Source organism: Bellilinea caldifistulae (assembly GCF_001306055.1).
Classification (GTDB): domain Bacteria; phylum Chloroflexota; class Anaerolineae; order Anaerolineales; family Anaerolineaceae; genus Bellilinea; species Bellilinea caldifistulae.
Genome location: NZ_LGHJ01000014.1, coordinates 1 through 23,791, shown reverse-complemented (window position 1 = coordinate 23,791; position 23,791 = coordinate 1). Strand labels below are relative to the sequence as shown.

18 protein-coding genes are annotated in these 23,791 nt (G+C 55.8%); 6 read left to right on the top strand and 12 right to left on the bottom strand.

What is annotated here, in order from left to right; genetic code table 11:
- Positions 1 to 7: 7 nt before the first annotated feature.
- The 9 genes from AC812_RS08525 to AC812_RS08485 all read right to left on the bottom strand — a co-directional run bounded on the left by AC812_RS08525 (position 8) and on the right by AC812_RS08485 (position 11,249).
- Positions 8 to 1,390 carry a substrate-binding domain-containing protein gene (locus tag AC812_RS08525; protein WP_061913867.1) on the bottom strand — a complete coding sequence of 461 codons (1,383 nt, stop codon included), beginning with the start codon at positions 1,388 to 1,390 and terminating at the stop codon, positions 8 to 10.
- A 78-nt stretch (positions 1,391 to 1,468) separates the two neighbouring features.
- Entirely contained in the window at positions 1,469 to 1,936 is a 468-nt protein-coding gene (locus AC812_RS08520) for a hotdog family protein (RefSeq protein WP_062158868.1), read from the bottom strand.
- Positions 1,937 to 1,975: 39 nt separating this feature from the next.
- Positions 1,976 to 2,395: a Zn-ribbon domain-containing OB-fold protein gene (locus tag AC812_RS08515; protein WP_061913863.1), complete on the bottom strand. Its 420-nt coding sequence runs from the start codon at positions 2,393 to 2,395 to the stop codon at positions 1,976 to 1,978.
- A 4-nt stretch (positions 2,396 to 2,399) separates the two neighbouring features.
- The gene (locus AC812_RS08510; protein ID WP_061913861.1) at positions 2,400 to 3,662 is read right to left on the bottom strand and encodes a thiolase C-terminal domain-containing protein; all 1,263 of its coding nucleotides are present in this window, start codon (positions 3,660 to 3,662) and stop codon (positions 2,400 to 2,402) included.
- 13 nt (positions 3,663 to 3,675) lie between these two features.
- Positions 3,676 to 4,740 (bottom strand): alpha/beta fold hydrolase, encoded by a 1,065-nt coding sequence (locus AC812_RS08505; RefSeq protein ID WP_061913859.1) that lies wholly within the window; start codon positions 4,738 to 4,740, stop codon positions 3,676 to 3,678.
- A gap of 13 nt (positions 4,741 to 4,753) precedes the next feature.
- On the bottom strand, positions 4,754 to 6,118 hold the full coding sequence (locus AC812_RS08500) for an acetyl-CoA hydrolase/transferase family protein (RefSeq protein WP_082148939.1): 1,365 nt from the start codon (positions 6,116 to 6,118) through the stop codon (positions 4,754 to 4,756).
- A gap of 13 nt (positions 6,119 to 6,131) precedes the next feature.
- Positions 6,132 to 7,118, bottom strand: a complete 987-nt coding sequence (locus AC812_RS08495; RefSeq protein ID WP_061913857.1) for a 3-oxoacyl-ACP synthase III family protein — start codon at positions 7,116 to 7,118, stop codon at positions 6,132 to 6,134.
- Positions 7,119 to 7,156: 38 nt separating this feature from the next.
- Entirely contained in the window at positions 7,157 to 7,921 is a 765-nt protein-coding gene (fabG, locus tag AC812_RS08490; RefSeq protein ID WP_061913855.1) for a 3-oxoacyl-ACP reductase FabG, read from the bottom strand.
- A gap of 115 nt (positions 7,922 to 8,036) precedes the next feature.
- The gene (locus AC812_RS08485; protein ID WP_062158866.1) at positions 8,037 to 11,249 is read right to left on the bottom strand and encodes an AfsR/SARP family transcriptional regulator; all 3,213 of its coding nucleotides are present in this window, start codon (positions 11,247 to 11,249) and stop codon (positions 8,037 to 8,039) included.
- A 98-nt stretch (positions 11,250 to 11,347) separates the two neighbouring features.
- On the opposite strand from AC812_RS08485, the gene glyS reads away from it, so the two are divergent.
- The gene (gene glyS, locus AC812_RS08480; RefSeq protein WP_061913851.1) at positions 11,348 to 14,353 is read left to right on the top strand and encodes a glycine--tRNA ligase subunit beta; all 3,006 of its coding nucleotides are present in this window, start codon (positions 11,348 to 11,350) and stop codon (positions 14,351 to 14,353) included.
- Between the two features lie 154 nt (positions 14,354 to 14,507).
- On the opposite strand, the gene AC812_RS17160 is transcribed toward glyS, so the two are convergent.
- A complete protein-coding gene (locus tag AC812_RS17160; protein WP_082148938.1) occupies positions 14,508 to 14,648 on the bottom strand; it encodes a Flp family type IVb pilin in 141 nt (46 codons plus the stop codon).
- A 144-nt stretch (positions 14,649 to 14,792) separates the two neighbouring features.
- On the opposite strand from AC812_RS17160, the gene dnaG reads away from it, so the two are divergent.
- The 5 genes from dnaG (at position 14,793) to AC812_RS08455 (ending at position 22,497) form a co-directional block, all read left to right on the top strand.
- Positions 14,793 to 16,706, top strand: coding sequence for a DNA primase (gene dnaG / locus AC812_RS08475; protein WP_061913849.1), 1,914 nt, complete (start codon positions 14,793 to 14,795; stop codon positions 16,704 to 16,706).
- Between the two features lie 38 nt (positions 16,707 to 16,744).
- Positions 16,745 to 18,394, top strand: coding sequence for an RNA polymerase sigma factor RpoD/SigA (locus AC812_RS18365; RefSeq protein ID WP_061913847.1), 1,650 nt, complete (start codon positions 16,745 to 16,747; stop codon positions 18,392 to 18,394).
- A gap of 20 nt (positions 18,395 to 18,414) precedes the next feature.
- A complete protein-coding gene (locus tag AC812_RS08465) occupies positions 18,415 to 20,649 on the top strand; it encodes a cache domain-containing protein (RefSeq protein WP_061913846.1) in 2,235 nt (744 codons plus the stop codon).
- Positions 20,650 to 20,895 carry a hypothetical protein gene (locus tag AC812_RS08460; RefSeq protein ID WP_061913844.1) on the top strand — a complete coding sequence of 82 codons (246 nt, stop codon included), beginning with the start codon at positions 20,650 to 20,652 and terminating at the stop codon, positions 20,893 to 20,895.
- Positions 20,896 to 21,018: 123 nt separating this feature from the next.
- Positions 21,019 to 22,497: a glycerol-3-phosphate acyltransferase gene (locus AC812_RS08455; RefSeq protein WP_062158864.1), complete on the top strand. Its 1,479-nt coding sequence runs from the start codon at positions 21,019 to 21,021 to the stop codon at positions 22,495 to 22,497.
- A gap of 73 nt (positions 22,498 to 22,570) precedes the next feature.
- Here AC812_RS08455 and AC812_RS08450 read toward each other — a convergent pair whose 3' ends face one another.
- A complete protein-coding gene (locus AC812_RS08450) occupies positions 22,571 to 22,879 on the bottom strand; it encodes an anti-sigma factor (RefSeq protein WP_061913838.1) in 309 nt (102 codons plus the stop codon).
- Between the two features lie 34 nt (positions 22,880 to 22,913).
- Complete coding sequence (locus tag AC812_RS08445; protein WP_114676079.1) at positions 22,914 to 23,573, bottom strand: RNA polymerase sigma factor; 660 nt, start codon at positions 23,571 to 23,573, stop codon at positions 22,914 to 22,916.
- Positions 23,574 to 23,791 lie beyond the last annotated feature (218 nt).

Here is a 23,791-nt window from a genome sequence, read left to right as displayed (position 1 = left end):
ATCATACTTACGGGCGCGGCAGGTCACCGCAGCGCGATTCGTACTCTCCGGTCAGCGTGCAGGGCACTGCCAGTTCATCGTATTTGGTCACGTAAACCGTCTCGAAGAATTTATAGGTCGGGCGGCCCTTGTCATCCAGCGGCGGGTTGATGTCCACCAGTTTGAGGATGTTCATCGGCTGCAGGCAGACATGATCTTCTGGCCGAATGTAGTAAGTACCTTTCGGGCCTTCAAATTTCAAGCCTTCCAGCGCCGGGATCATCGCATCGCCGGAAGCATCACCGCCGGTCTTTTCCAGTGCAGCCGCCAGCGCCAGTGCCGAAGCCATACCGCCGGCCGTGAACAAATCGGGCGGTTCGTTGTATTTTTCAAGGTGCTTTTCGGTCAGCCACTTGTTGATTTCGGTATTGGCAGCGGTGTAGTGGTAGACATTCAACCCGATTTGCCCCACCGCCGCACCGTAAACTGCCGCAAAGGAGGCGTTATCGCCAAAGCCGGTAGCAACCTGCATCTGATCCAATGCGCCGAGGTCACCTAACTGCTGGAAGAGGGTCACATAGCCGGTGCCAGCCCAGGTCAGGAACAGGCAGTCCGCACCTGAATCCATCGCTTGTTGGATGTAGGGGGTAAAGTCGGTGGTTTCCAGTGGAGCGTAAATGTCGGCAATCACCTCGCCGCCGTATTGCGCCACCGCGTAAGCCAGCGCCGCACCGGAGCCGCGTCCAAATGCGTTATCAATGCCAATGTGGGCAAATTTTGAACCAACATTCTCAACCAGGTACTTGGCAATCACCAGCACATCATCGTAGTTGGTTCGCGAGGTGCGGAAGACATATGGATTGAAGTACTGACCGGTAATGAAAGCCGAGGCAGCCGGGTCAACCATCAGGATGATCTTGTTTTCCAGTGCAACCGTGGTCAGCGCCGCTGCCGAAGCCGAGCTGGAGGGTCCCTGAATGATCTCGACACCGTCTTTTTCGATCAGTTCGCGTGCCAGTTGTACCGCTTTTTCGGGATTGCCTTCATCATCGCGCACCAGCACTTCCACCGGACGATTAGCAATGATATAGCGGCCGGCTTCATCTGTCTTTCCGCCAGAGGCGTATTCCAGCCCCAGTTCAAAGCCGCGCGTTTGTTGTAAACCATACAGTGCCAGCGCACCGGAAAGCTGGCCGATCTGCCCAATCTTCAGCACCGGGCCGAGCTCCACCACTGGTTCTTCGGTTTGCACCGGTTCTGGAGCCTTGGTCGGAGCCTGGGTGGGGGGCGGTGCCTGAGTCGGGGCAGGCGGCTGGGTTGGCTCGGCGGTGGGTGTAACCTGCTGCACGCAGGCGCCCAGCACCAAAGAAGCCAGGATCAACACAGTCAAAATGGTCAACAACCTTTTCATTTTCTTCTCCTTCGGATGAATTGAATTGGGAAATCTTTTAGACTTGGTCTACCCAACGGTAGAAGCCCGCAATTCAGGTTAACTTTTCGATCGCGGCTCACCTCCTTGTGGCATGAGAATGACAGCCTGACCGGTAACCAACGCTTGCCCGTTTTGATTGGTACAGGCTGTTTTCAACCTAAGGATGGGACGGTCAGTCTGCACGTGATCAACCTCCAGGACGGCCGTCACAGTATCACCAGTGTACGCTGGTGCGATGAATTCGAGATACTGATTCAGGCACATTGAACCGGATTCACAAAAATATTGCTGGATGGCTGCGCCGATTAATCCGCCGAGGAACATGGTGGGCACTGCGGTGCGCTCTTCTTGATCACTCTCAGAGTGTTCCACCTTCTCGATTGTCTCGCGATCTGCTCGCATCAGGCGGGCATAATTTTCCAGATCGGCCGGCTGAATTGTCTTGACCAACGCGGCGCGCTTTCCCACGCTCCACTCCGGTTGAAGATGACGGCGATTGGATGGATCCGGCAAGTCAGTTTCCATTGGCTGCCTTTGAAGATGATGCAGAACAGCGAGAGTCACTCACTCCAACGCCTCAAAACCTAACACGACTTTTTTTCCTTCTCCATCACCGCGTTCCACAAAAACCGCCTTAAGCGGAGCCCCTATTTTGATCGTTTCCGGGTGATGAACATCCACACCGAATATCTGGGCAGGGATGCGTTCCCCTTCTTCTAACTCTACCACCCCCACACAATAGGGATTTTTGCGGTCATAACCGGCAGCCAGCATGGCTGTTGGGGCAACGTACACCACCGTAAATGCAGCCAGTTTGCCCCTTCCGGAAAATTCGCTGGCTTCCAGATCGTTTTGCTGACAATCCGGGCACCAAATGCGCGGCGGGAAAAACCGCCTCCCGCATTTTTTACACCGCGAACCGGTCAAATGCTGCTGCGCCAGATGTTCAGAAAATTGATGGGTATACACTCCGTTTTCGCTCATCCACTCATCTCCGTTCAAAGATGTTCACCACACAGGTCTGGCCGGTGCCGCCGACATTGTGGGTTAAACCAATGGCGGGGCTGCCGGGAATCTGCCGCTCACCCGCTTCGCCGCGCAATTGATGCCAGATCTCCACTACCTGCCCCACACCCGAAGCCCCGACCGGATGACCCTTGGATTTCAATCCACCGGAAGAGTTGATCGGACGATTTCCCTTCAACGAAGTCACCCCGTCCTCGGCTGCCTTCCAGCCCTCACCGGGGGCAAAAAAGCCCAGATCCTCGCTGGCGATGATTTCCGCAATCGTGAAGCAGTCATGCACTTCCACCGCATCCACATCCTGCGGGGTGATTCTGGCCATCTCATAAGCCTGCCGGGCGGCCCGGCGGGCGGCCGGCAATGAGGTCAGGGTTGACCGATCGTGGGTAGCGGCATCGCTGGCTTGCCCGCTGCCGATGATGTAAAGCGGTACGTCGCTGAACCGGCGGGCAAGATCCTCACTTACCAGCAAGACCACTGCAGCCCCATCCGAAATTGGTGAGCAGTCGTATAACCGCAGCGGCCAGGCAATATAAGGATTGGCGCGCGGATCGTGTAAAAACTCAAACTCATCTTTCCACTCCGGAATGGGCAGACCTTTGCGGGCTGCACTGGCTTTGCGCGCTTCCATGATTTCCTGAATACGCTGCCCGAATTGGGCTTTGGGGTTCAGAGCGCCATGTTCATGGTTCTTGTAACCCACCTGCAAAAAAACTTCCGGGTCGGCCCCATATTCGTGCAGGTAAGCAGTTGCCATGGCTGCATATAACGCCGGGAAGGTAAAACCAACCGCCGCCTCATAAATCACATCCGAGGCGGTTGCCAGCGTATCGGTTACCCGCTCGGTGGGCAGCTCACTCATCTTCTCCACCCCGCCAACCATCACCATATCGTACAAACCGGAAGCCACCGCCAGCATCCCTTGCCGCAGAGCCGCCGATCCGCTGGCGCAGGCATCCTCGACCCGGGTTGCCGGTCGAGGAGCAAGCCCCACCCAATCGGTCATCAGTGGAGCCATGTGCGCCTGACCCTCAAACAGATCGCCGGAGTAGTTGCCGATGTAAACGGCTTCAATGTCATGCGGATCAAAACCCCGGTCAACCGAGGACAGCATTTCGCGATAAGCCTCAACAAAGATATCCCGTGTGGCCATGCCGTTGTAACAGCCGAACTTGCTCATGCCGGCACCCACAACGGCCACACCTCGCCCTAATTTCCGTTGGCTCATAAAAATTTCTCCTTCAGGCTTTCTTCAAGAATTCGTGGAACAATGCATTAAACACATCCGGTTTTTCGATGTGCGGGCTGTGGGCGGTATTTTCGATGACATGCTCCTCATAGGCCCCCCCGGCAGCCGCGTATTTTTCAAGAACAGCGCGGGTTTGCTGCAACATGGGCTGAGGTGGCGCCACCTCATCACCCGGCCAGCCGGGTACGTACCCCAGTTTGCCTAGATTGGCAATATCGAAAAACGAGGTGTCCGAAACAATCAGGTCGTGGCTACCACGCACCCACAGCACAGGCGGTTTTGGCTGAGCAGCCAGCAGGTCCGGTACATCCGCCTTGAGATATTTCAATGACCAGCAATTGACCGGCCCGTGCACCCCTGGCGCCACGAACGGCCAGTTGGGCGAGGGAACGAAATCTCCCGGATAACGGTCTGGGCCGGTTTTTTCCATCAAGGATGCGGTCAGAAATTCCTCCTCCCGTGCGGCGCGGAAGGGCGGCACATAATAAAAGGCGTTGATGATATTTCGTGGGGAGTTGGGGTCATCACTGGAACGGTCTTGTGCCTGAATGCGCTTGACAAATTCCTGATTGACCACTCCACCGCCGGAGCCGGCATGATCCTCAAACAACGGCGTACCTTCTACTCCCTTGGTGCCGCCAAAACCGTACGGTGAAACCGGACAAATGAGGGTTGCGCTCAGTACGCGGGCAGGAAAATCACCGATAAACCGGTAAATGATGCCCGCACCCATTGACCAGCCCACCAGATGCGCCTTTTCCACACCCAGCACATCCATCAAAGCCGCGAGGTCATCGCACCAGTCCCGGTAACCGCGGGTCGAATTGATCAGCACATCTTCTGTCCAGCCGTAACCGCGCAAATCCGGAGCAATTGCCCGAAAACCGGCCGGCAGAGCCAGCATGGTCTCCTCCCAGTAAAGAGCAGCCGAAAAATTCCCATGCAGAAAGATCACCGGTACACCGGCCGCATCTCCGCTTGTCAAAACGTGCAGGTTCAGGCGCGGGGTTTGAATCATCTGCGACGTTACACCCGGTAGAGGTTGAGGCATGTTCATGATTTCCTCCTGTTTATGAATCGGATGATGGTCTGGCTTCTTGTTCAGCAAGGCGCACCCCCGGCACAACCAGGCGGGGGACAATCCCCAGCCGGTGGGCTTCCTCGCGCAGCCACTCGCGAAAGTCGGGGTGGGCAATCCGTATCAGGGCTTCCATGCGATCGCGCACACAGCGCCCGCGTAGTTCGGCCACCCCGTACTCGGTCACAATCGTATCCACATCCTGACTGGGCACAGTCACTTCGGCGCCTTCCGAGAGGATGGGTACAATCGTCGAAATCTGTCCATCCCGCGCTGTGGAGCGCAGGGCAATGATTCCGCGTCCACCGGGGGAAAGCTGTGCGCCGCGGTGCGTGTCCAGTTGTCCGCCCGTTCCGCTGAAATGGCGATAACCGATGCTTTGCGAGCAGACCTGTCCGAACAAATCTACCTGCAAGGCGGTATTGACACTGATCATGCGGTAGTTCTGGCCAATCACAAACGGATCGTTGGTCACTTTGCCCTGCTGAAACTCCACCCCCAGATTGCGATCCACAAAGTCATACAGCTTGCGGGTGCCCAGCGCAAATGCCCCCACCATTTTGCCTTTCCAGAGCGTTTTTCGGCGGTTAGTCACCACCCCGGCTTCGTACAAATCCACCATGCCATCTGTAAACATCTCGGTATGAATGCCCAGATCCCGGCGGTTCATCAGGAAGGGAGTAATGGCATTGGGGATGCCGCCGATGCCCAGTTGTAGCGTGGAACCGTCTTGAATCAAATCGGCAATATAACCGCCAATCGCCTGTTCGGCTTCGCTTGGCGGAGCAGGAGGCAGTTCAAACAACGGCACATGGTTTTCTACAACATAATCCACTTCCGAAATGTGCACCTGCGTATCGCCGAGGGTATACGGCAGGTTTTCGTTGATTTCCAAAACGACCAGATCGGCGGCTTCCATCAATTGTTTTTCGATAACCAGCCCCAGAGAAAGCGAAAGATAGCCGCGCGAGTCAGGCGGGGTAGCCGTTCCCCAAAAGATGTTGACTTTGCCGCCACTGGCAAGCAATTTATCGGTCGAGGCACGGTGCAGATTATTGGGGATGTAAGACATGCGCCCCTGCGGGTGAACTTTGCGATCCGGCGCGCCATAAAACCAGTTTTCCACAAAGAAGTGGCCAGCCATCTCCGGGTTGGTAGCATATTCATACGCCCGTAAGGGCAGGCACACCCACACCGTCACATCTTCCAGGCGATCCTTGTGATTGCCCAATTCGCTCAACAATCCTGGCGGCTCCGAAGCAGCAATCGCCACCCCAATCGTCTGGTGAGATTGAACAAGGCTGACCGCCTCGGGGATGGAGATCAATTTACTTTTATAGACTTCAGCGGGATTCATACTCCTCCTGCCATCAGGGCATAATGAAGGCTGAACCGGCCTGATTGTAGCCCACCCCCGAACCGACAAAGGTCACCAGATCGCCGGATTTGATCTTGCCCTGTTTACGGGCGTCATCAAACACCATTGGAATGCAAGCCGAACCGGTATAGCCCCATTTATCCATGATCCAGTGGGTCTTTTCCAGCGGCAGACCGAGGGTTTCCTGCACCAGTTTGATGCTGTTCAGGCGCACCTGAGTGTACAGCGCCATGTCCACATCCTGCAGGTCAAAATTGCCGTTGGCGGCCAGTTCGCGCATCCGCTTCGGCCAGCCCTCGTTATTGACCTCCGGCGGGAAGGGAGTGATGAAGCGCACCTGCGTTCGGCCGGCCTGCACACTTTCCACCGTTGCCGGTTCGTAGGTGCCACCGGAGTAAATTCCCCAATGTTTGTGGTAAGAACCATCCGCAAAGAAGGTTGAGCTGATGAAACCCGGCTTATCCGAATAGGTCAATACCGCGGCACCGGCCCCATCGCCGTAGAAGAAGGACATCACATCATTTTGCCAGTCGCACAATTTGTGCATCATATAAGCACCCACCACCAGCACATATTTCATCTGGTAAGAGGTTGCCAGCAATCCGGCAGCGATGTTCAGGCCGGTAGGAAACGACGCACACGCACATCCAATATCAAATGTGCCGGCCTTGACGGCCCCCAATTTGTGCTGAACGACCACCGAGGTGGCCGGGGTAATGTAGTCGGGGCTGTCGGTGCCCAGAATGATCATGTCCAGATCCTCGGCCTGGATGCCGGCGTCTTTCAATGCCTCCCGCGCAGCTTCTACCGCCAGATCCGAGGTTACCCAGTCATCCGGGGCGTACCAGCGGGTGGTAATGCCAGACGAGGCTTCGAACTTATCAATCACTTCGCCGAAACGCTCGCGCATTTCCCGGTTAGGGCGTTCAATTGGCGGCAGATAGTGACCCGTTCCAATGATGGTAGCAAATCGAGACATATCCTTTTTCAACCTCCTTTTCAAAGAATGGATGGGCTTTATGTACCCATCACAATACCGCCATCCACACTGATGGTGGCGCCATGCACAAAACTGGCCTCATCACTGGCCAGCCAGAGATAGGCATTGGCAATATCGCGCGGATCTCCCAGCCGGCCAAGCGGGGTCTTGGCTTTCATACCGGCTAAGATCTCTTCGGGCATCTTTTGCACCATTTCGGTGGCAATGAAACCGGGTGCCACCGCATTGACACGGATATTGTACCGTCCCAATTCCCGCGCCCACACCTTCGTCATCCCAATCACCCCGGCTTTGGTGGCAACATAATTGGTCTGACCGACGTTGCCGTACAGACCCACCACCGAAGAGGCATTGAGGATCACGCCACCGCCCTGCCGAATCATGAACGGAGCAACTGCCTGGGCGCAATTGAAGACCCCTTTGAGGTTGATGTCAATCACCTGATCAAAGGCGCTTTCTTCCATCTGCTTAACCAGTTCACCGTCTTTGACCTTGACGAAGAGCGCATCGCGGGTGATACCGGCATTGTTGACCAGCACATCTACCCGCCCAAAACGACGCACCACGTCGTCAACCCAGGCCTGCACCTCAGCCCGGTCGGCGACATTGACCGCGTAAAAGCAGGCTGGTTCCCCAAGCTCCTTTACCAGGGCTTCGCCGGCTTCACGGTTGACATCGCAAATCACCACAATGGCCCCTTCCTCAGCAAAACGCTGGGCTGTGGCTTTCCCGATTCCGGCTGCGCCTCCCGTTATCAGACACACCTTATCCTTTAACCGCATGTTTCCCTCGCCTCCTGAAAAGATGTTGGAATCCTGCCAGCCGACAGGGTAAATTAACCGCCCCCTGTTGAATAGGATACAGCGCAATGGTTACAAAAGGGTTACACAACCTGGCTCAGGCGGTCAGGCGGCGCAACAAATCACGCGTTTCCAGAGATGGTTCAACCCCCACTTCGTCCCAAAGGATCTTCCAGCAGCGCTGATAGGTCTGAATGACCTGCGCCTGATTGCCTTTGGCAGCGTAGGCCTGCATGATCAAGCGGTAAGCCGGCTCCCAGGTGCGATCGCGTAGCAGAGCGGCATTGCAAACCGCAATCACCTCATCCCAACGGCCCTGACTGCCCAGTAACTCCCCCAGCCGCTGGACGGCGGTGAAGTAAACCTGACGCAGCCGCTCGCGTTCAATACTGCTCCAATCCTCGTAACAACATTCGTGCAAATAATCATTCTGATAAAGGTCAAGCGCCCGACGCAGACTTTCTTCATCACTCAGACTTTCGGAAGCCAGTCTTTCAAATTCATCTGCATCCACAACCACCTTTGCCTGCGGATTGATTCCGTACATATTCTCCTGGCGTCGCACAAAGAAAGGAGCTGTCTCGCGGGGACGCTGCGGCTCAATGGTGCGGTTAAGCGCATTCAGGGCCACTTTGAAGTCCCGCACCGCCGATTCACCATCCAGTTCCGGCCAGAGCAGGTCAACAATCTGATCGCGCAGCAGCCAGCGCTGGCGGTTGGTAATCAACAATTGAAACAACTGGCGGGCTTTTTCGCGCTGCCACTCAGCGGAGTGGACTTTTTGATCCCCGCGCCACACCCCAAAATCACTCAGCGTTCGCACATACAGCGTGTAAGCCGGGTGATAGTCACCTTCTATCGAGAAATTGTTCAGCACTTTAAGCAGGTATTCTCCGCCAATTCCCTGACGACGGGCTGCCAGCAGAATGGGGACAAGGGTCTGTTCGTCCTTCCAGCCCAGCAGGGTTGGGCTGGTAAACAGCACCGCAGCATCCGGCCCTTCCTGTCGCTCTAAAATCTGCTCCAATTCCATCAAAGCCCGGCCGCGCTCCTCGCCGTACCAGTCCATCCACGCCAGCCACAACCTGGCAGCCGTCCAACCAAAGCGGTCACGCACCGACTCAAAACCCTGCGCGGCGCGCTCCAGCCACTCCCTTGCCGTACGAAATTGCCCGTCAAGCGCGAACGAAGCCCCCATACTGGTGCGCACCAGATTGCCAATCCACTCATCGCCGGCCTTTTCAGAAATCGCCAGCGCTCGGCGGGCACAATCCTCGGCTTCTGCCAGCTCTCCTGCGTAACCCAACCCCCGGGTGAGACCCCACAGCGGTTCCACGCCCACCCGCGCCACTTTGAAAGGGTGCATTAATTCAATGGCTCGCCGATATAAATCAATGGCTTTCCGAAGAGAGGGCTCACCCCACGGCTGAACATGGCCCACCTGCAAGGCATGTCCCAGGCGGATCAAACCTACGGCTTCAACAAACTCGGATTGCAAACGCTTGCCGATGGCAATTCCCTCGCGGGCGTAACGCTCGGCTTCTTCTGCGCTGCCCAGCATTGAACAAATCAACGAAAGCAGCAGCAGCGTTTCACGGTGAAACCGTTGGGCGCGCTGTGCCTCATGGCGTCTTTCCTCAGCAGCCTGATTCAACATCAACTGACGGGCCTCGATCAGTCGGCCGGTACGCAGCAGAGCGCGCCCTTCCAGATACACATCGTTCGGGCTGGTCTCGGCACGCAGCAACTGAGCTTCTCGATGCAGCACGCGGGCCTCATCCGGCTTACCGAGGTTCAGTTTGTTCTCCGCCAGTTGATCCAGCAAGGCAGCAACTTCTTCGCGGTGCTCTTGCGGTTCCAGCAAACGTAGGGCTTCTTCCAGCAGGGCATCGGCTTGTAACGGACGGATAGTATCCAGAAAGACCTGAGCCTGGCCGCGCAATGCCCGGCTGCAGCCCCAGCGATCCCCCTGCTGACGGTAGAGTTGCTCGGCAGCGCGGAAATGCAGCAATGAAGGTTCAAAATCGGCACGCAAACGATGAAGGTCTCCCAGCAGCAATTGAAGCAACGGCCGCTCGGCCTTCAACTCGGCTGGCAAACGGCTGAGGTAGTATTGCAAACTTTCCAGCCGTCCGCTGCGAATCAACCCCATGCCGATCTGTTCAATGACATCCGCCGCAAAAGCAGCCTCACCGGCTTTGAGCAGGTGGTAGATGGCTTCTTCGGAGCGCTTTCGATCCAGGTAGAGGGTTGCGGCGCGCAGGTGTAAAGCGCGTGCTTCGGCAGGCTGCTGATTCAGGCGGGTTTGTAAAAACTCCTGAAAAAGCCGCTGGTAACGGTAAACCTGTCCGCCGGCCGCCTCAATGAACATTCCGCTCTCGTACAACCGCCGCAACAGGGCTGCACTATCTTCGATACCTAATAATCCATCGCAAATCTCGCCTTCCAGCTGACGCAAAATGGAGGTGTCTATCAAAAATTGCTGAATGTCCTGCGGCTGGCGGGCAAGCACCTCCGGCGCCAGATAGTCAAACAAACTTTCCAGAGTTTCCGGCAAATTTTCCAGCACCTGATCCAACGAAGCGGAAGGCCGACGCTGGACACTTTGCCAGATCATTTGCAGCACCAGCGCCCACCCCTCGGTTTCTTGTGCAAGGCGGGCAGCCTGCTGAGAGGTAATCGGAAAGCCATATCCCTCGCGAAAAAGGGCTTCAATTTCTTCGGCTGTAAATGCCAGATCGCTATGCGTCACCACACTCAATTCACCCTTGACCCGCCAGCGGTTCAAGTCCAGATTATCCGGCATTGTCCGGGTTGCGATGACCACCTGCAAGCGCGGTGGACGGTATTGAATCAGATGACGTACCAGCGCAGCAATTTCCGGCACGTCGTGCACCCAGTGATAATCATCCATCACCAGCACGCCATCTTCCAACAGGTGGGCAGTCAAAGCGTTCAAAAGCGGCGTCAATGCCGAAGGCACCGCCCGGCCGTTATGTTCTTCCAGGTAGCGCAAAGCATCTCGCCCGTATTCTTCATTTTGCTGAGCAAAGGCATTGATCAGATGAACCAGAAACAACAGTGGATCACGCTCCGGCTCGTTGACGGTGTACCAGAAGATGCGCCGGCCTTCCTGGCTCAAATCGAGCAAGGCGGTGGACTTTCCGTAACCCGTACCGGCCAACAGCAAGGTCAAGGGATGCTGCAGGGCGCGTTGCAGCAACGAACGAATCCGGGGACGGGGGAGTATGGCTTTGCGCGGCAGCGGCGGGATCAACTGGCTTTGGATGACCAGATCTCGAAATGCCATAGCATCTTCGATTGTAGTGCAATTTTCGGCTGCTGACAAATCAATTCTCATCCGTAGTATAATCGGTTGGCAATCTCAACCCGTTTTGTGGAGTGCGCATGTCTGAACCGCTCGATTTCCAAACCATCATCATGAATTTGCAGCGCTTTTGGGCCGAACAGGGTTGCCTGATCTGGCAACCCTATTACACACAGGTCGGTGCCGGTACCTACAACCCGGCAACTTTTCTGCGGGTTCTCGGCCCGGAGCCCTGGAAAGTAGCCTATGTCGAACCATCCGTCCGCCCGGACGATGGGCGCTACGGCGAAAACCCCAACCGCTTGCAGCAGCACTACCAGTTCCAGGTCATCCTCAAACCAGACCCCGGCAACCCGCAGGAGATTTACCTCCAATCTCTGCAAGCGCTGGGCATTGATCCCGATCAACACGATATCCGCTTCGTCGAGGATAACTGGGAATCCCCGGCGCTGGGCGCCTGGGGGCTGGGTTGGGAAGTCTGGCTGGATGGGCAGGAAATCACCCAGTTCACTTACTTCCAGCAGGCCGGCGGAATTGTGCTGGATCCGGTTTCGGTGGAAATTACCTACGGGCTGGAACGAATTGCCATGGCGCTGCAAAAAGTGCGTAATTTCCGCGATATTCGCTGGAGCCCGGAACGCACTTATGGGGATGTGAATCTGCAGGGCGAACAGGAACACAGCAAGTACTACTTCGAAATCGCCGATGTCGAACGGGCACGCCAGATGATGAGCCTGTTCGAAGCCGAAGCGCTCAACGCACTCGAACACGGGTTGGTTCTTCCCGCCCATGATTATGTGCTGAAATGCTCCCACACCTTCAATATCCTGGATACCCGCGGGGCGGTCGGCGTGACCGAGCGAGCTGCCATGTTCGCGCGCATGCGTGACCTTTCGGCCAAAGTGGCGCGCGCCTATCTGGAACAGCGCGAACGGCTTGGATACCCCATGCTAACCGGCAAAAGCCAGCCCTCTTCGGCTGACATTGCGGCAGCCCCCTCCGCTGCACCCCGTCCTCTCAGCCGGCCGGCCAGCTTCCTGCTGGAAATCGGCACAGAGGAACTTCCCGCCGGCGATTTGGAGGATGCCCTGAGCCAATTGCAGCAGCGCGTTCCGCAATTGCTGGAAGAATTACGCCTGACCCACGGCAAGGTGCATGTTCTGGGTACACCGCGCCGTTTAACCGTCATTGTGGAGGATCTGGCAGACCGTCAAACTGACCGCGAAACAGTGGTCAAAGGGCCGCCTGCTCAGCGCGCTTTTGATCAAAACGGCAACCCCACCCCGGCCGCCATCGGGTTTGCCCGCAGCCGCGGTCTGGATGTCAGTCAATTGCAGGTAGCGGAAATGGACGGCGGTCAATATGCCATTGCGCGCGTCTTTGAAGCCGGTAAGCCGGCCGTTGAAGTTCTGGCCCCCGCTCTACCCCCGTTGATTGACTCACTCAGTTTCACCAAATCCATGCGCTGGAACCAATCCGGGGTGAGTTTTTCCCGCCCCATCCGCTGGCTGCTGGCATTGTTGGATGATCAGGTCATCCCGTTCCAGTATGCCGGTTTGACCAGCGGCAACCAGACCCGCGGGCTGCGCTTTCGCCAGCCGGAAACCACCGAAATCACCGGCGTTTCGGCCTATTTGGAGTTCCTCGCCAGTCAGGGTATCCTGCTCGACCCGCAGGAACGGCGCGCCAGCATCCGCCGACAGGCGGAGCAATTGATTGCCGAATGCGGGGGAGACCCGGCTCATCTGGATGAAAACCTGCTGGACGAAGTCACCGGTCTGGTGGAAGCGCCTGCCGCATTGCGCGGGTCATTCGACGAAGCCCATCTCCAATTACCGGCAGAAGTGCTGATTTCGGTGATGAAGAAGTACCAGCGTTACTTCCCGGTTTACAAAACGGATGGCAGTCTCTTACCTTACTTTATCGTCATCCGCAATGGGGATGAACGTTTTAAGGAAGTGGTGGTGGACGGCAACGAGCAGGTCATCCGCGCCCGCTTTGCCGATGCAGCCTTTTTCATTCAGGAAGACCTGAAACAACCGCTGGAAGCCTTCCTGCCCCGCCTGCACACCCTCACTTTTCAAGTCAAACTGGGTTCGATGCTGGATAAAACCCAGCGGATCGAAAGGCTGGTGGAGCAATTGATTTCCACAGTCGGATTGAAGGACGAACAGGCAGCTGCCGCTCGCCGTGCCGCTCACCTGTGCAAAGCCGACCTGGTCACCAACATGGTCATCGAAATGACCAGCCTGCAAGGGCTGATGGGACGCTATTACGCGCTGCACAGCGGCGAGTCTCCCGCCGTTGCCCAGGCCATCTTTGAATCGTACCTACCGCGCTACGCCGGGGACGATTATCCGCAATCGCCGGCTGGCCTGCTGGTCGGTATGGCCGACCGGCTGGACACGCTCGCCGGACTGTTTGCTGCCGGATTAGCCCCTTCCGGAACCAAAGACCCCTTTGCTCAGCGTCGGGCTGCCCTGGGATTGGTACAAAACCTGATTCACTGGAATCTGGATTTTGACCTGCGAGCCGGGCTACAAGCCGCCGCCAAGGGACTGCCCATCCCCGCCAGTCCCGAAAGCCTGCAAACCTGTCTGGAGTTCATCATCGGGCGCTTGCAAAGCTACCTGCTGGAAGAAGGCTATCGCTACGATGTGATTGCCGCCGTGCTGGCAGAGCAGGGTCACAATCCGGCGGCCGCTTTCCGCGCTGTTCAGCAACTGCAGCAATGGGTGCAGCGCGAGGATTGGAACCGGATTTTACCGGCCTACGCCCGTTGTGTACGCATCACCCGCGATCAGCAGGAAACTTTCTCCATCGAACCAGACGCGCTGGTTGAGGACGCCGAAAAGGCCTTGCTCAGCGCCCTGCTGCAAGCCGAAACCACCCCGCGCCGCAGCGGCTCGGTTGAGGATTTCTTTAACGTCTTCCTGCCCATGATTCCGGTGATCAACCACTTCTTTGACGAAGTGCTGGTGATGTCGGAGGATGCTGTTCAACGCGCCAACCGTCTGGGGATGTTACAACGGATTGCCGGATTGGCACGCGGCGTGGCTGACTTCTCACGTCTGGAAGGCTTCTAAATTCTCAAAAATCAGTGATTGAGCCTGCGCCTTTCCGGTTTTGTCATACACACTCAGGAAAGGCGCAGACCGCTTAAAGCTCGCCTTAAAACAATACCCTCCGAAATAATCCTCCGGCTGGTGAAAAAAAATTGAGTACGGAATGAGCAATGCGTCAAATGAGGGGGATGATATTGCTGAACAAACTGCCAATCGTCGGCCCCAGAAGGGCCAGAATGACAATCACCGCCAGCGCAACCAGCAACATAATCAACGCATACTCAACCAGCCCCTGACCTCCGTTTTCTCGTTTCATTTTTGCTCCCCTGAATAATAGCGAAAAAAGACAAAGATATAGCTTTATTATATAAAAGAAGACCTTATAGCGAATTAACAATTTGCAAGGAATGTCTATGGTTATTTTCTTAACCACAGCGGGATTCACCGTTAAAATCAAATTATGAGCGCGATTGATGAAATCAAAGCCCGAATTGACATCGTGGAACTGGTCTCGGAAACAGTCAAACTGCGCCGGACGGGAAAGAACTACATTGGCTTTTGTCCATTTCACACCAATACCCGCACCCCCGCTTTTGTCGTCTTCCCCGATTCAGGGACATGGCGCTGTTTCGGTCAATGCAACGAAGGCGGCGATATTTTCCGCTTTGTCATGAAAAAAGAAGGCTGGGATTTCAGCGAAACGCTCCGCTATCTGGCCGAGCGTGCCGGTGTTACACTCGAAACGCCATCTCCCCAGCAGCAGGCCCAAGCCGAAGAGTACGACCGGTTATGCAGCCTGCTGGAAGAAGCGGTGGTGTACTACCGCCATCAATTACTCAATACCCCCGCCGGCAATCAGGCGATGGCTTACTTGCAGCAACGCGGCATTCAGCCCCAAACCACGGAGATTTTCGAACTGGGGTACGCTCCTGACTCATGGGACGCAGCTTTGAACTACCTGCGCGGTAAAGGATACACCTTTGAAGAAATCCGCGAGGCCGGCCTGCTGACCGAACGGCAAGACGGTAGCGGTTATGACCGCTTCCGCCACCGAATCATGTTCCCCATCCGCGATATGAGCGGAAAAATCACCGGTTTCGGGGGGCGGGTTCTGCGCGCCGAAGATCAGCCCAAATTCCTCAACTCACCGCAAACCCCGCTTTTCGACAAAGGCCGCCTGCTTTACGGACTTCATCTGGCGCGCAAGTCCATCCGCGCCCAGGATCAGGCTGTGATTGTCGAGGGCTATCTGGACGTGATCGCCCTGCATCAGGCCGGATTCACCAATGCCGTTTCGCCAATGGGAACTGCCCTCAGCGAAGACCAGCTGCGCCTGCTCAAACGCTTTACCCGCCGGATTGTGCTGGCGCTGGATGCAGACGCCGCCGGCGAAAAGGCAACTTTGCGTGGGCTGGAAGTTGCCCGTCAGGCATTTGATCATCAGGATGAGGTCGTCTTCGATGCGCGCGGTTTACTGCGCCACGAAGCCCGTTTACAGGCCGATTTGCGCGTCACCACTTTACCCGCCGGTAAAGACCCGGATGATGTCGTCCTTCATGACCCTCACCAATGGGAGCAAATTGTCGCCAACGCCCGGCCGGTGGTCATTCATGTCATGGAATCGCTGGCGGCCAGCCGTGAGATGGATGACCCTAAGGCGAAAAGCGAAATTGCCCGACAGGTGTTAACTTTAATCAACGATGTACCGGATGCGATTGAGCGCGATGCCTACCGCCAGCGATTGGCGCGCTTACTGAAAATTGACGAACGCGCCTTGCAGACCATCTCGCCGTCATCCGGGTCTGTCACCCGCAAAGCGCCGGCCCGCCCGCGTCAGCCCCGCCCCGAAAGACCCGCTCCATTACAGGAAACTCAACCGGAGCGGCGGGCGCATGAGATGGAAAAGCACTGTCTGCGGCTGCTGGTGCGCAACCCGGAAGCGCTTTACACGCTCGACCGACACCTGCAAGCCAACGGCCTGAGCCGCTTTTCGGCGCTGGATTTTGAATTGGGCGAACATCAGAGTTTGGCTGCGCTTGTGCTTCAATCGCTTGCACAGGATCAAATGGAGCCAACCACCTTTCTTAATCAAATTTGTCCGCCCGAACTGAAATCCCTGCTGGAGGACCTACAACAACCACTCCCATTCGGTGAACCCAAAGCCAATCAAACCACGGAAGATTTATTGCGCACCTTCTTAATGCTCCGCTTGATCCGCATCAATGAAAATCTGCTGCAAATGCGTTTTTTGCAGCAAGACTTACAGGAACAAAGCACATCGGCCATTTCTCCCTATCTGGAACTGATCCCAGATTACCTGCAAGCCCGCAACCGTCTGGAAAAAGCCCTTGCAAAAGTTGGCGAAGTGGAATAGAAAAAGAGATTTTTTCTTTTTATGGTATATTATTAACCATGGCTCGCACCCCGAAAAAAAACCAACCTCCTTCCCCATCCACCGGCAAAAAACGCCCCGCCAGGAAAAGCGGCGAGGCATCCCCTCCCGAATCGAGCGGTGAATTACTGGATCCGCTGAATTTAGCGGCTGCGGGTAATTTGGAAACCGCTGACCTCAGCGCTGTACTCAACGATGATATGGAAGAGGTCTTGCCGCTCGTCCCTGCCGAAGAATGGGTCGAAGCCGAAGTTCCCCTGGAAGACCCCCTGGAAATTCTGGAAGATCCGGCTTTAGCGGTTGAACTTTCCGAAGATCCGGTTCGCCTGTACCTCAAAGAGATTGGGCAAATCAATCTGCTGGACGCCGACAGCGAATTTCGGCTGGCGGCCCGTATTGAAGCCCGTCAGTACCTGCAAACCCTGCGCCGCCATCTGGACGGCAAAAATCCGGCCATGGACCCCAATTTACAGTTATATCTGGCCGTTGTTGAAGACCTGTATACCTCGTGGGAACGTTTTAAACAGGATGTCAACCGCCTGAGCAGCGAAGGGATACCCGATTTGGGCCTGATTTTGCTGGAAGCGCAGGCCCTGCGCCAGTCCTGGCAGTCCGATACGCCTTCCTACATGCGCTCTTTCCTGGATAACGGTTTATGGGGAAAGGACTCGCTTTGGGATGGACTGGTGCGCAACGCCTTCACCCTGTATCTGTGTCTTTACCTGCTGCCGGCGGAACTGGCGCAGGAACTTTTTGAGATTCTGCAAAAAGGCGAAGACCTGCCGGGAATTGACTTCTTTGAAGCCCGGCTGGTTAAGGTTGACCTTGAAAAAGAAATCCAGAACATTCAGGAACTCGCCGAAGAAGCCAACCAGACCCTGATTCGGGCCAACTTGCGGCTGGTGGTCAGTATTGCCAAACGTTATCTGGGACGGGGAATCACCTTCCTTGACCTGATTCAGGAAGGTAATTTAGGGCTGCTGCGGGCGGTCAACAAGTTTGACCCAACCCGAGGTTTCAAGTTCAGCACTTACGCAACCTGGTGGATACGCCAGTCCATCAGCCGCTACATTGCCGAACAGGCCCGCACCATCCGCATCCCGGTCCATCTTTTCGAAGCCATCACCCGATTGCTGCGCGTTCAGCGCAGCCTTGTCCAAAAATTGGGGCGCGAACCGACCAACGAAGAACTGGCGTTGGAGGGCGGCTTTCTGAGTGACGAGGACGTCAGTCTCATCAAAAAAGCCCAGGCCGCCAATCTCCCGCTTGACCCCGAAGTGCAGCGCCGCTGGAACTGGGCAGCCGCCAAAGTCCAGCGCATTCTGCAATCGGCGGAAGAGCCCGTCTCGCTGGAACGGCCGGTTGGGGACGAGGACAGCAGCCAATTGGGGGATTTCATCGAAGACGACGATGCGATGGAGCCGATGGACGCTGCCGCCCGCGAGATGCTGCGCGAACAGGTACAAAACGCTCTGGGGGCGCTTTCCGAACGTGAACGACAGGTACTGGAACTGCGCTTCGGCTTGATTGACGGCAAAGATCACACCCTTGAAGAAGTCAGCCGCTACTTCAATGTAACCCGCGAACGCATCCGTCAGATTGAAGCCAAAGCGCTTCGCAAACTCCGCCACCCCACCCGTAGCCGTCACCTGCGAGAATACCTGTCATAAGCCCATCTTCCTGAGGATCAATGCCTGCCCAGCGAGTCCTCATTGTTCAACAGCAAGCTCAGCCAGCTCAGTTATTGACTCGCCACTTTCGCAGCCGGGGCGATCAAGTATGGGAGGCGTGGGAAATTGGACAGGCCGAAGCGCTCTTCAAGCAAATCAAACCCCACCTGATTTTGCTGGATCTGCACTTTCCCGGTGAGGGCTGGCTGGAATTTCTGCGCCGCATTCAAGCCACCGATCCAAAGGTCAAAGTCATTCTCACCAACCAGTATCCAGATGTCCAGCGCGAGATGCTGGCAAAATCGAACGGTTTTCACGTGTTCCTGCGCCAGCCGTTTCAGGCGCGCTGGATCGAACAGGCATTACGGCGTCTCGAATCCGTGGATGTGCCTACCCAGCCCCGCCAACAGCCAGCCGCGGTTGCGCTGCCCGTAGGGCAACCGCCGGCGGTTAAGGTGCCGGTTAGGCTCAAAATCACCCTCCCGTACCTGATCCTTGCATTGTTATTTGCGCTGGCCTCGGCTTATATCATTACGCAGGTGGTGATCGAATCGGTGCAGGACCGCTTCTTCAATCAACTGGTGGCAGCCGGACGGCAAACGACCGACTGGATGGTGCGCGAAGAAGACCGCCTGCTGGCTACTCTGCGCCTGATCGCCAATACCCAGGGAGTTGCCGAAGCCATTCAGGCGGGTGATGCCGAACAACTGCGCCTGCTCAGTCTGCCGTTAGCCCTCAATAGTAATGAGGAGGCCATCGAAATCTTGGACACCCAAGGGGTATCGGTCTTCTCTGCCCGCCGACCGCCCGATGCACCCCGCGGTGAATACACCTATTCGCGGGATGACCCATTTTTCAGCCAGCAACCGTTCGTCCAGCGGGTCTTACGCCGTGAACAGGATGCCCGCGGCGACAAGTTTGCCGCCTTTGTTCAGGCACCGTGGGGGGATTATTTTTACATCAGCGGGCCGATTTTGGACACCGAGGGTCAATTGAGGGGAGTGGTGCTGATCGGGAAGTCGGCCGCCTCGCTGGTGCGAGAGATGAAACTGGACACCCTCAGCGACACCACCCTCTACACCCTCAACGGACGCCGGATTGCTTCCACATTCCCCGCTTTTCAGCCCACTCTCGATCCGGCACTGGCTTTAGAAGTGCTGCAAACTCAGGATCAGGCCAGCAAGTCGCGGCCGCTGGACATCAACGGTATCAACTACACCGAGCTGCTTGGGGCGTGGGAAGCGCGCAGCGGAGAAGATCTGGGGGTGCTGGGTGTGGCACTGCCCCAGGCTTTTCTGGTGCGCACCAGCCAGATCACCCGTTTGCAGGTCTTTTTGCTGATCACCATTTCGATCCTGCTGGTGATTCTGGTGGGGATTTATTTAGCCAACCTGATCACTCGCCCCTTGTTACGGCTGGTGCGGGCCACCTCACAGGTCGCTCAGGGAAATTTAGGGGTCAAAGTCAGTGTGGACGGGAACGATGAGTTGTCCGTTCTGGCGCACGCCTTCAACGCGATGATTGCCGGCTTGCAGGAAGGTTTCATCTACCGCGACCTGCTGGGACGGACGGTTTCGCCGGAGGTGCGCGAGCAGCTGCGCCAGACCTTCGGCTCCGGAAATGTGCGCCTGGAAGGCCAGCAAGCCGTTGCCACCGTACTCATCAGCGACATTCGCGGGTTTACCACCCTGAGTGAACAGGCCGACCCGGCACGGGTGATGAACTGGCTCAATGAGTATTTTGACCGCATTGTGCCAATCATTGTCAAGCACGGCGGGGTGGTCAACAAATTTGATGGGGATGCCATGCTGGCATTCTTCGGGATTCTGCCGCGTATGCTCAGCCCCAAAAAGAGTGCGCTGGCGGCCTGTCAGGCAGCCGTGGAGATGACCACCGCCATTGACGAACTCAACCGCATCCGCGAGCAGCGCGGTGACCCGCCCCTGATTACTGGTATCGGCATTAACACGGGAGTGGTCATCGCCGGCGGTTTAGGCGCAAAAGACCGTCTGCACTACACCATCATCGGCGATACGGTCAACACCGCCCAGCGGCTTGAAGCCCTCACCCGCCAGTTGATCAAAGGAACCGGGGCCGTCATCGGACACGCCACTTTCACCGCATTGGAAGAAAATCAGCAGCGTTTTACCCTGGAGCCCCTGGGACTGCACTCGGTAAAGGGAAAACTGGAACGAGTGATGGTTTATCGTCTATCTGCCCCGCGAGAAATCCCTCAGGTAGAAGTCACCTTATAAATGAAAATAATGACGGCTTCCCCCACCCCATTTGTCCGGCTGACCCTGCAATTAATTCTGACCCTGATGATTGCAGCCATCCTCACCACCACCCTGCTGGTGCTGGTTTTTTCGCCGATCTATCCTGCCTCGGCCTCTACACTGCCCGCCATCCAATCCTCACGGCAGGCAAACTACCGCGCCGAGAGCGTACATCCCATTTTTGCCCCGGTTTACCCGCAAGGCTTCGATTCAACCTTGCCCTGAAAGGGTTTCTCTCAATCGTTAATTTTCGTCCAACATTTATTTGTTACAATCGAATTAAGGATTTCGAGCAACCGCATTGAGCCCGGCTTCTCCTCAGGTAAAACACAGGAAGGAGGTGGACCGATGTTGCAGTGTGTGCTCGCCATGATTTTCAGTTATTTGCTGGGGTCGGTTTCTTCAGCAGTTTTGATCACCCGATTGTGGAAGAGAACCGACATCCGTTCGCTGGGGGATGGAAACGCAGGTACAGCCAATGTGGCTCGTTCAGTGGGATTAGTTCCCGCTGCATTTGTTGCCTTACTGGACATTGCCAAAGGAAGCCTGCCGGTAGTAGTCGCCCGCATCCTTCTGCTGGGTGAAGGTTGTGCCGTCTTTTGTGTGGTAGCCGCCGTTGTGGGGCACAACTACCCGGTTTACTTCCGTTTCAAAGGCGGGCGCGGGCTGGCCACTTCATTAGGCGGGCTGCTGGCATTGACCCCCGCTCCAACTTTGATCGCCTTACCGGTTTATGGATTGGTTTACTTTGCGACGCTGGGTAGCGGTATTCTGGCAACCCTGGTTGCCTTTCCTTTGCTTATCTACTTGAACTACCTGCGCGACCTGCATCCGTTGGTCATCTGGTCGCCGTTGATCATGGCGTTCACCACGGCGGTGTGTTCCATTCCGCGCTTGCTGCCGCGTTGGCTGAAACTGAGCGACAAACGGCAAATTCTGGTGGATTTATTCCCGGCTTATTCCCCCCGTCCGCTGGCCAAGACTGCACCGGCTATTTTTACCGACAGCATCGCCTCTCTGCCGGATGAACTGGCAAAGCGGGAAGGCATCCACATTATTCCTATGAGTTTGATCCTGGACGGAAAGGCTCTGCCCGATGATGAGACCATTGACCGGCGGGCATACTATCAAACCCTACGCACCACCCACACCCGCCCCACCACAGCAGCCCCCTCCCCCGGTGAATTTCTCAGCGCCATGCAGGCATTGGACGGCAAAGCTTCGGCTGCGCTGGTGCTGACTCCGCCTGCCGACCTGACTCAATGCTACAACTCTGCCCGTTTAGCCGCCGAACAACTGGCGGAACAGTTGAAAGTCGAGGTGGTTGACTGCGGGGTTGCCGGCCCGGCACAGGGTTTGATGGCGATTTTGGCAGCCCGTCTTGCCCGGCAGGGAGCTTCTTTGGAAAAAATTAAAACCGCGCTTAACGAAGCCCGTCAGCAGGTTGGGATGATCGGGGTGCTGGATACCCTCTCCTTCGTGGAACACAGCGGACGGGTCAATGCCATTCGTCCGCTCCTCAACGCGGCTCTGCGGGTGTACCCCATTCTCACCCTGCGCGATGGCCAGATTCGACTGGAAGGGATGGAACGTACCCGCCGAAAGGCAATCGAACGCATGGTGACCTGGCTGGAAAAAAATCTTAAAGCCAAAGGCAGTGTGCTGATCTGCTTCCACGCGGATGATGCGGCCTGTGCAGAACAAATGGCGCAAATCCTGCAAGATAAATTAAACCCAACCGAACTCTACATCACCGAAATGACGCCGGTCATCGGCGCTCACGCCGGGCCGGGGTTGGTGGGAGTGGCCTGGCTGGCAGCCAGTTGACCCCAGTCATTTCCATTAATCACCTCTGGTTTTCATGGGCAGCTTTTCGCCCGGATACCCGCGTGTCCATGCCCTAATTCAATCTGGCTTCGAGTATACTCCGCAGCGTCTCGTACTCCTCGCGGCACTCCGGGCACATCTCCAGATGACGGTGCACCAGCGGCATTAAGTGAGCCACATCCTCCCCCTGCACGGCCATCTCGGTGAACTGATCCAATAAGTCAAAAACTTCGTCACAGGTTAATTCCACCTCTTGGGTGGCGGCGATCATTTCTGCCATCATTTTGGCTTCCGTCAGTGAAACAGACATCTGCTTGCGGGTCTTGCCGGCAGGTGACCTGAAAATTTTTTTCAAAAAACCAAGGATCGAATTTAACATCATCATTGACTCATTGGAAAGATTCTACTACCGATTCTTACTTTTGCTCCAAACCAAAGATTGAAAATATCTCTTCAACGGAATAACCGGCGTCAAGAAGATGTTGCTTGAGATGTTTTCTGGCATCGTGCAGCAATTTATACAGGGCATTGCGCTGCATCCCCATTTTTTCAGCCACCACTTCCATCGGTATTCCCCTGATGATGACGGCGACAAAGGCTTGGCGTTGATGACGGGTCAGGCCTTGATGAACGATTTGCCACAGGAAACGGATCACCTCGCGCTGTTCGGTTACCACTTCAGGGCTGAATGACGGTTCAGCCAGTTCTTTTGGGGAAACAGACCGGATTTCCCCGTCATCCGGTTCGAGATTCTCTTCAAGGGAAACATTCTTCCATTGGCCTTTTCTCAATTCTGAAAAAGCCAGTCGAATGGCAATCTTATAAACCCATGTCGTAAATTGGCTGCGTCCCTCAAAGGTATCCAGATATTTCAAAACCCGCAAAACAGCTTCCTGGGTTACTTCCTCGATCAAACTTTCAATGCGGGCTGGATCATTGGCCAGATATCTGCTCAAACCACTCAACAATCCTTTGCGAATGATTTCGCTCAGATCCTGAATTGCCGTCGCCTGAATCTCTCCGGAGGCACGTAAATTTGCCAGCCATTCCTGATTAGTCCGACGCTCTTCCATCATAACCGAATTATACCGGCTTATATGTAAAGCGTAAGATTCGGGTTCTTCAATTGCTCTATTAAAGCAGAAAACAACCCAAACTTTCAATCCAGAGATTGTTGAAAAACAAACAACTGGGATTGACGAAAAGGGGAAAACCTTAATACAATCGAACCAAACCACTTTGGAGATCAGCGGGATGGAAAAGCAGCGTTTCGAAGAAACCGGCAAAGGATCAT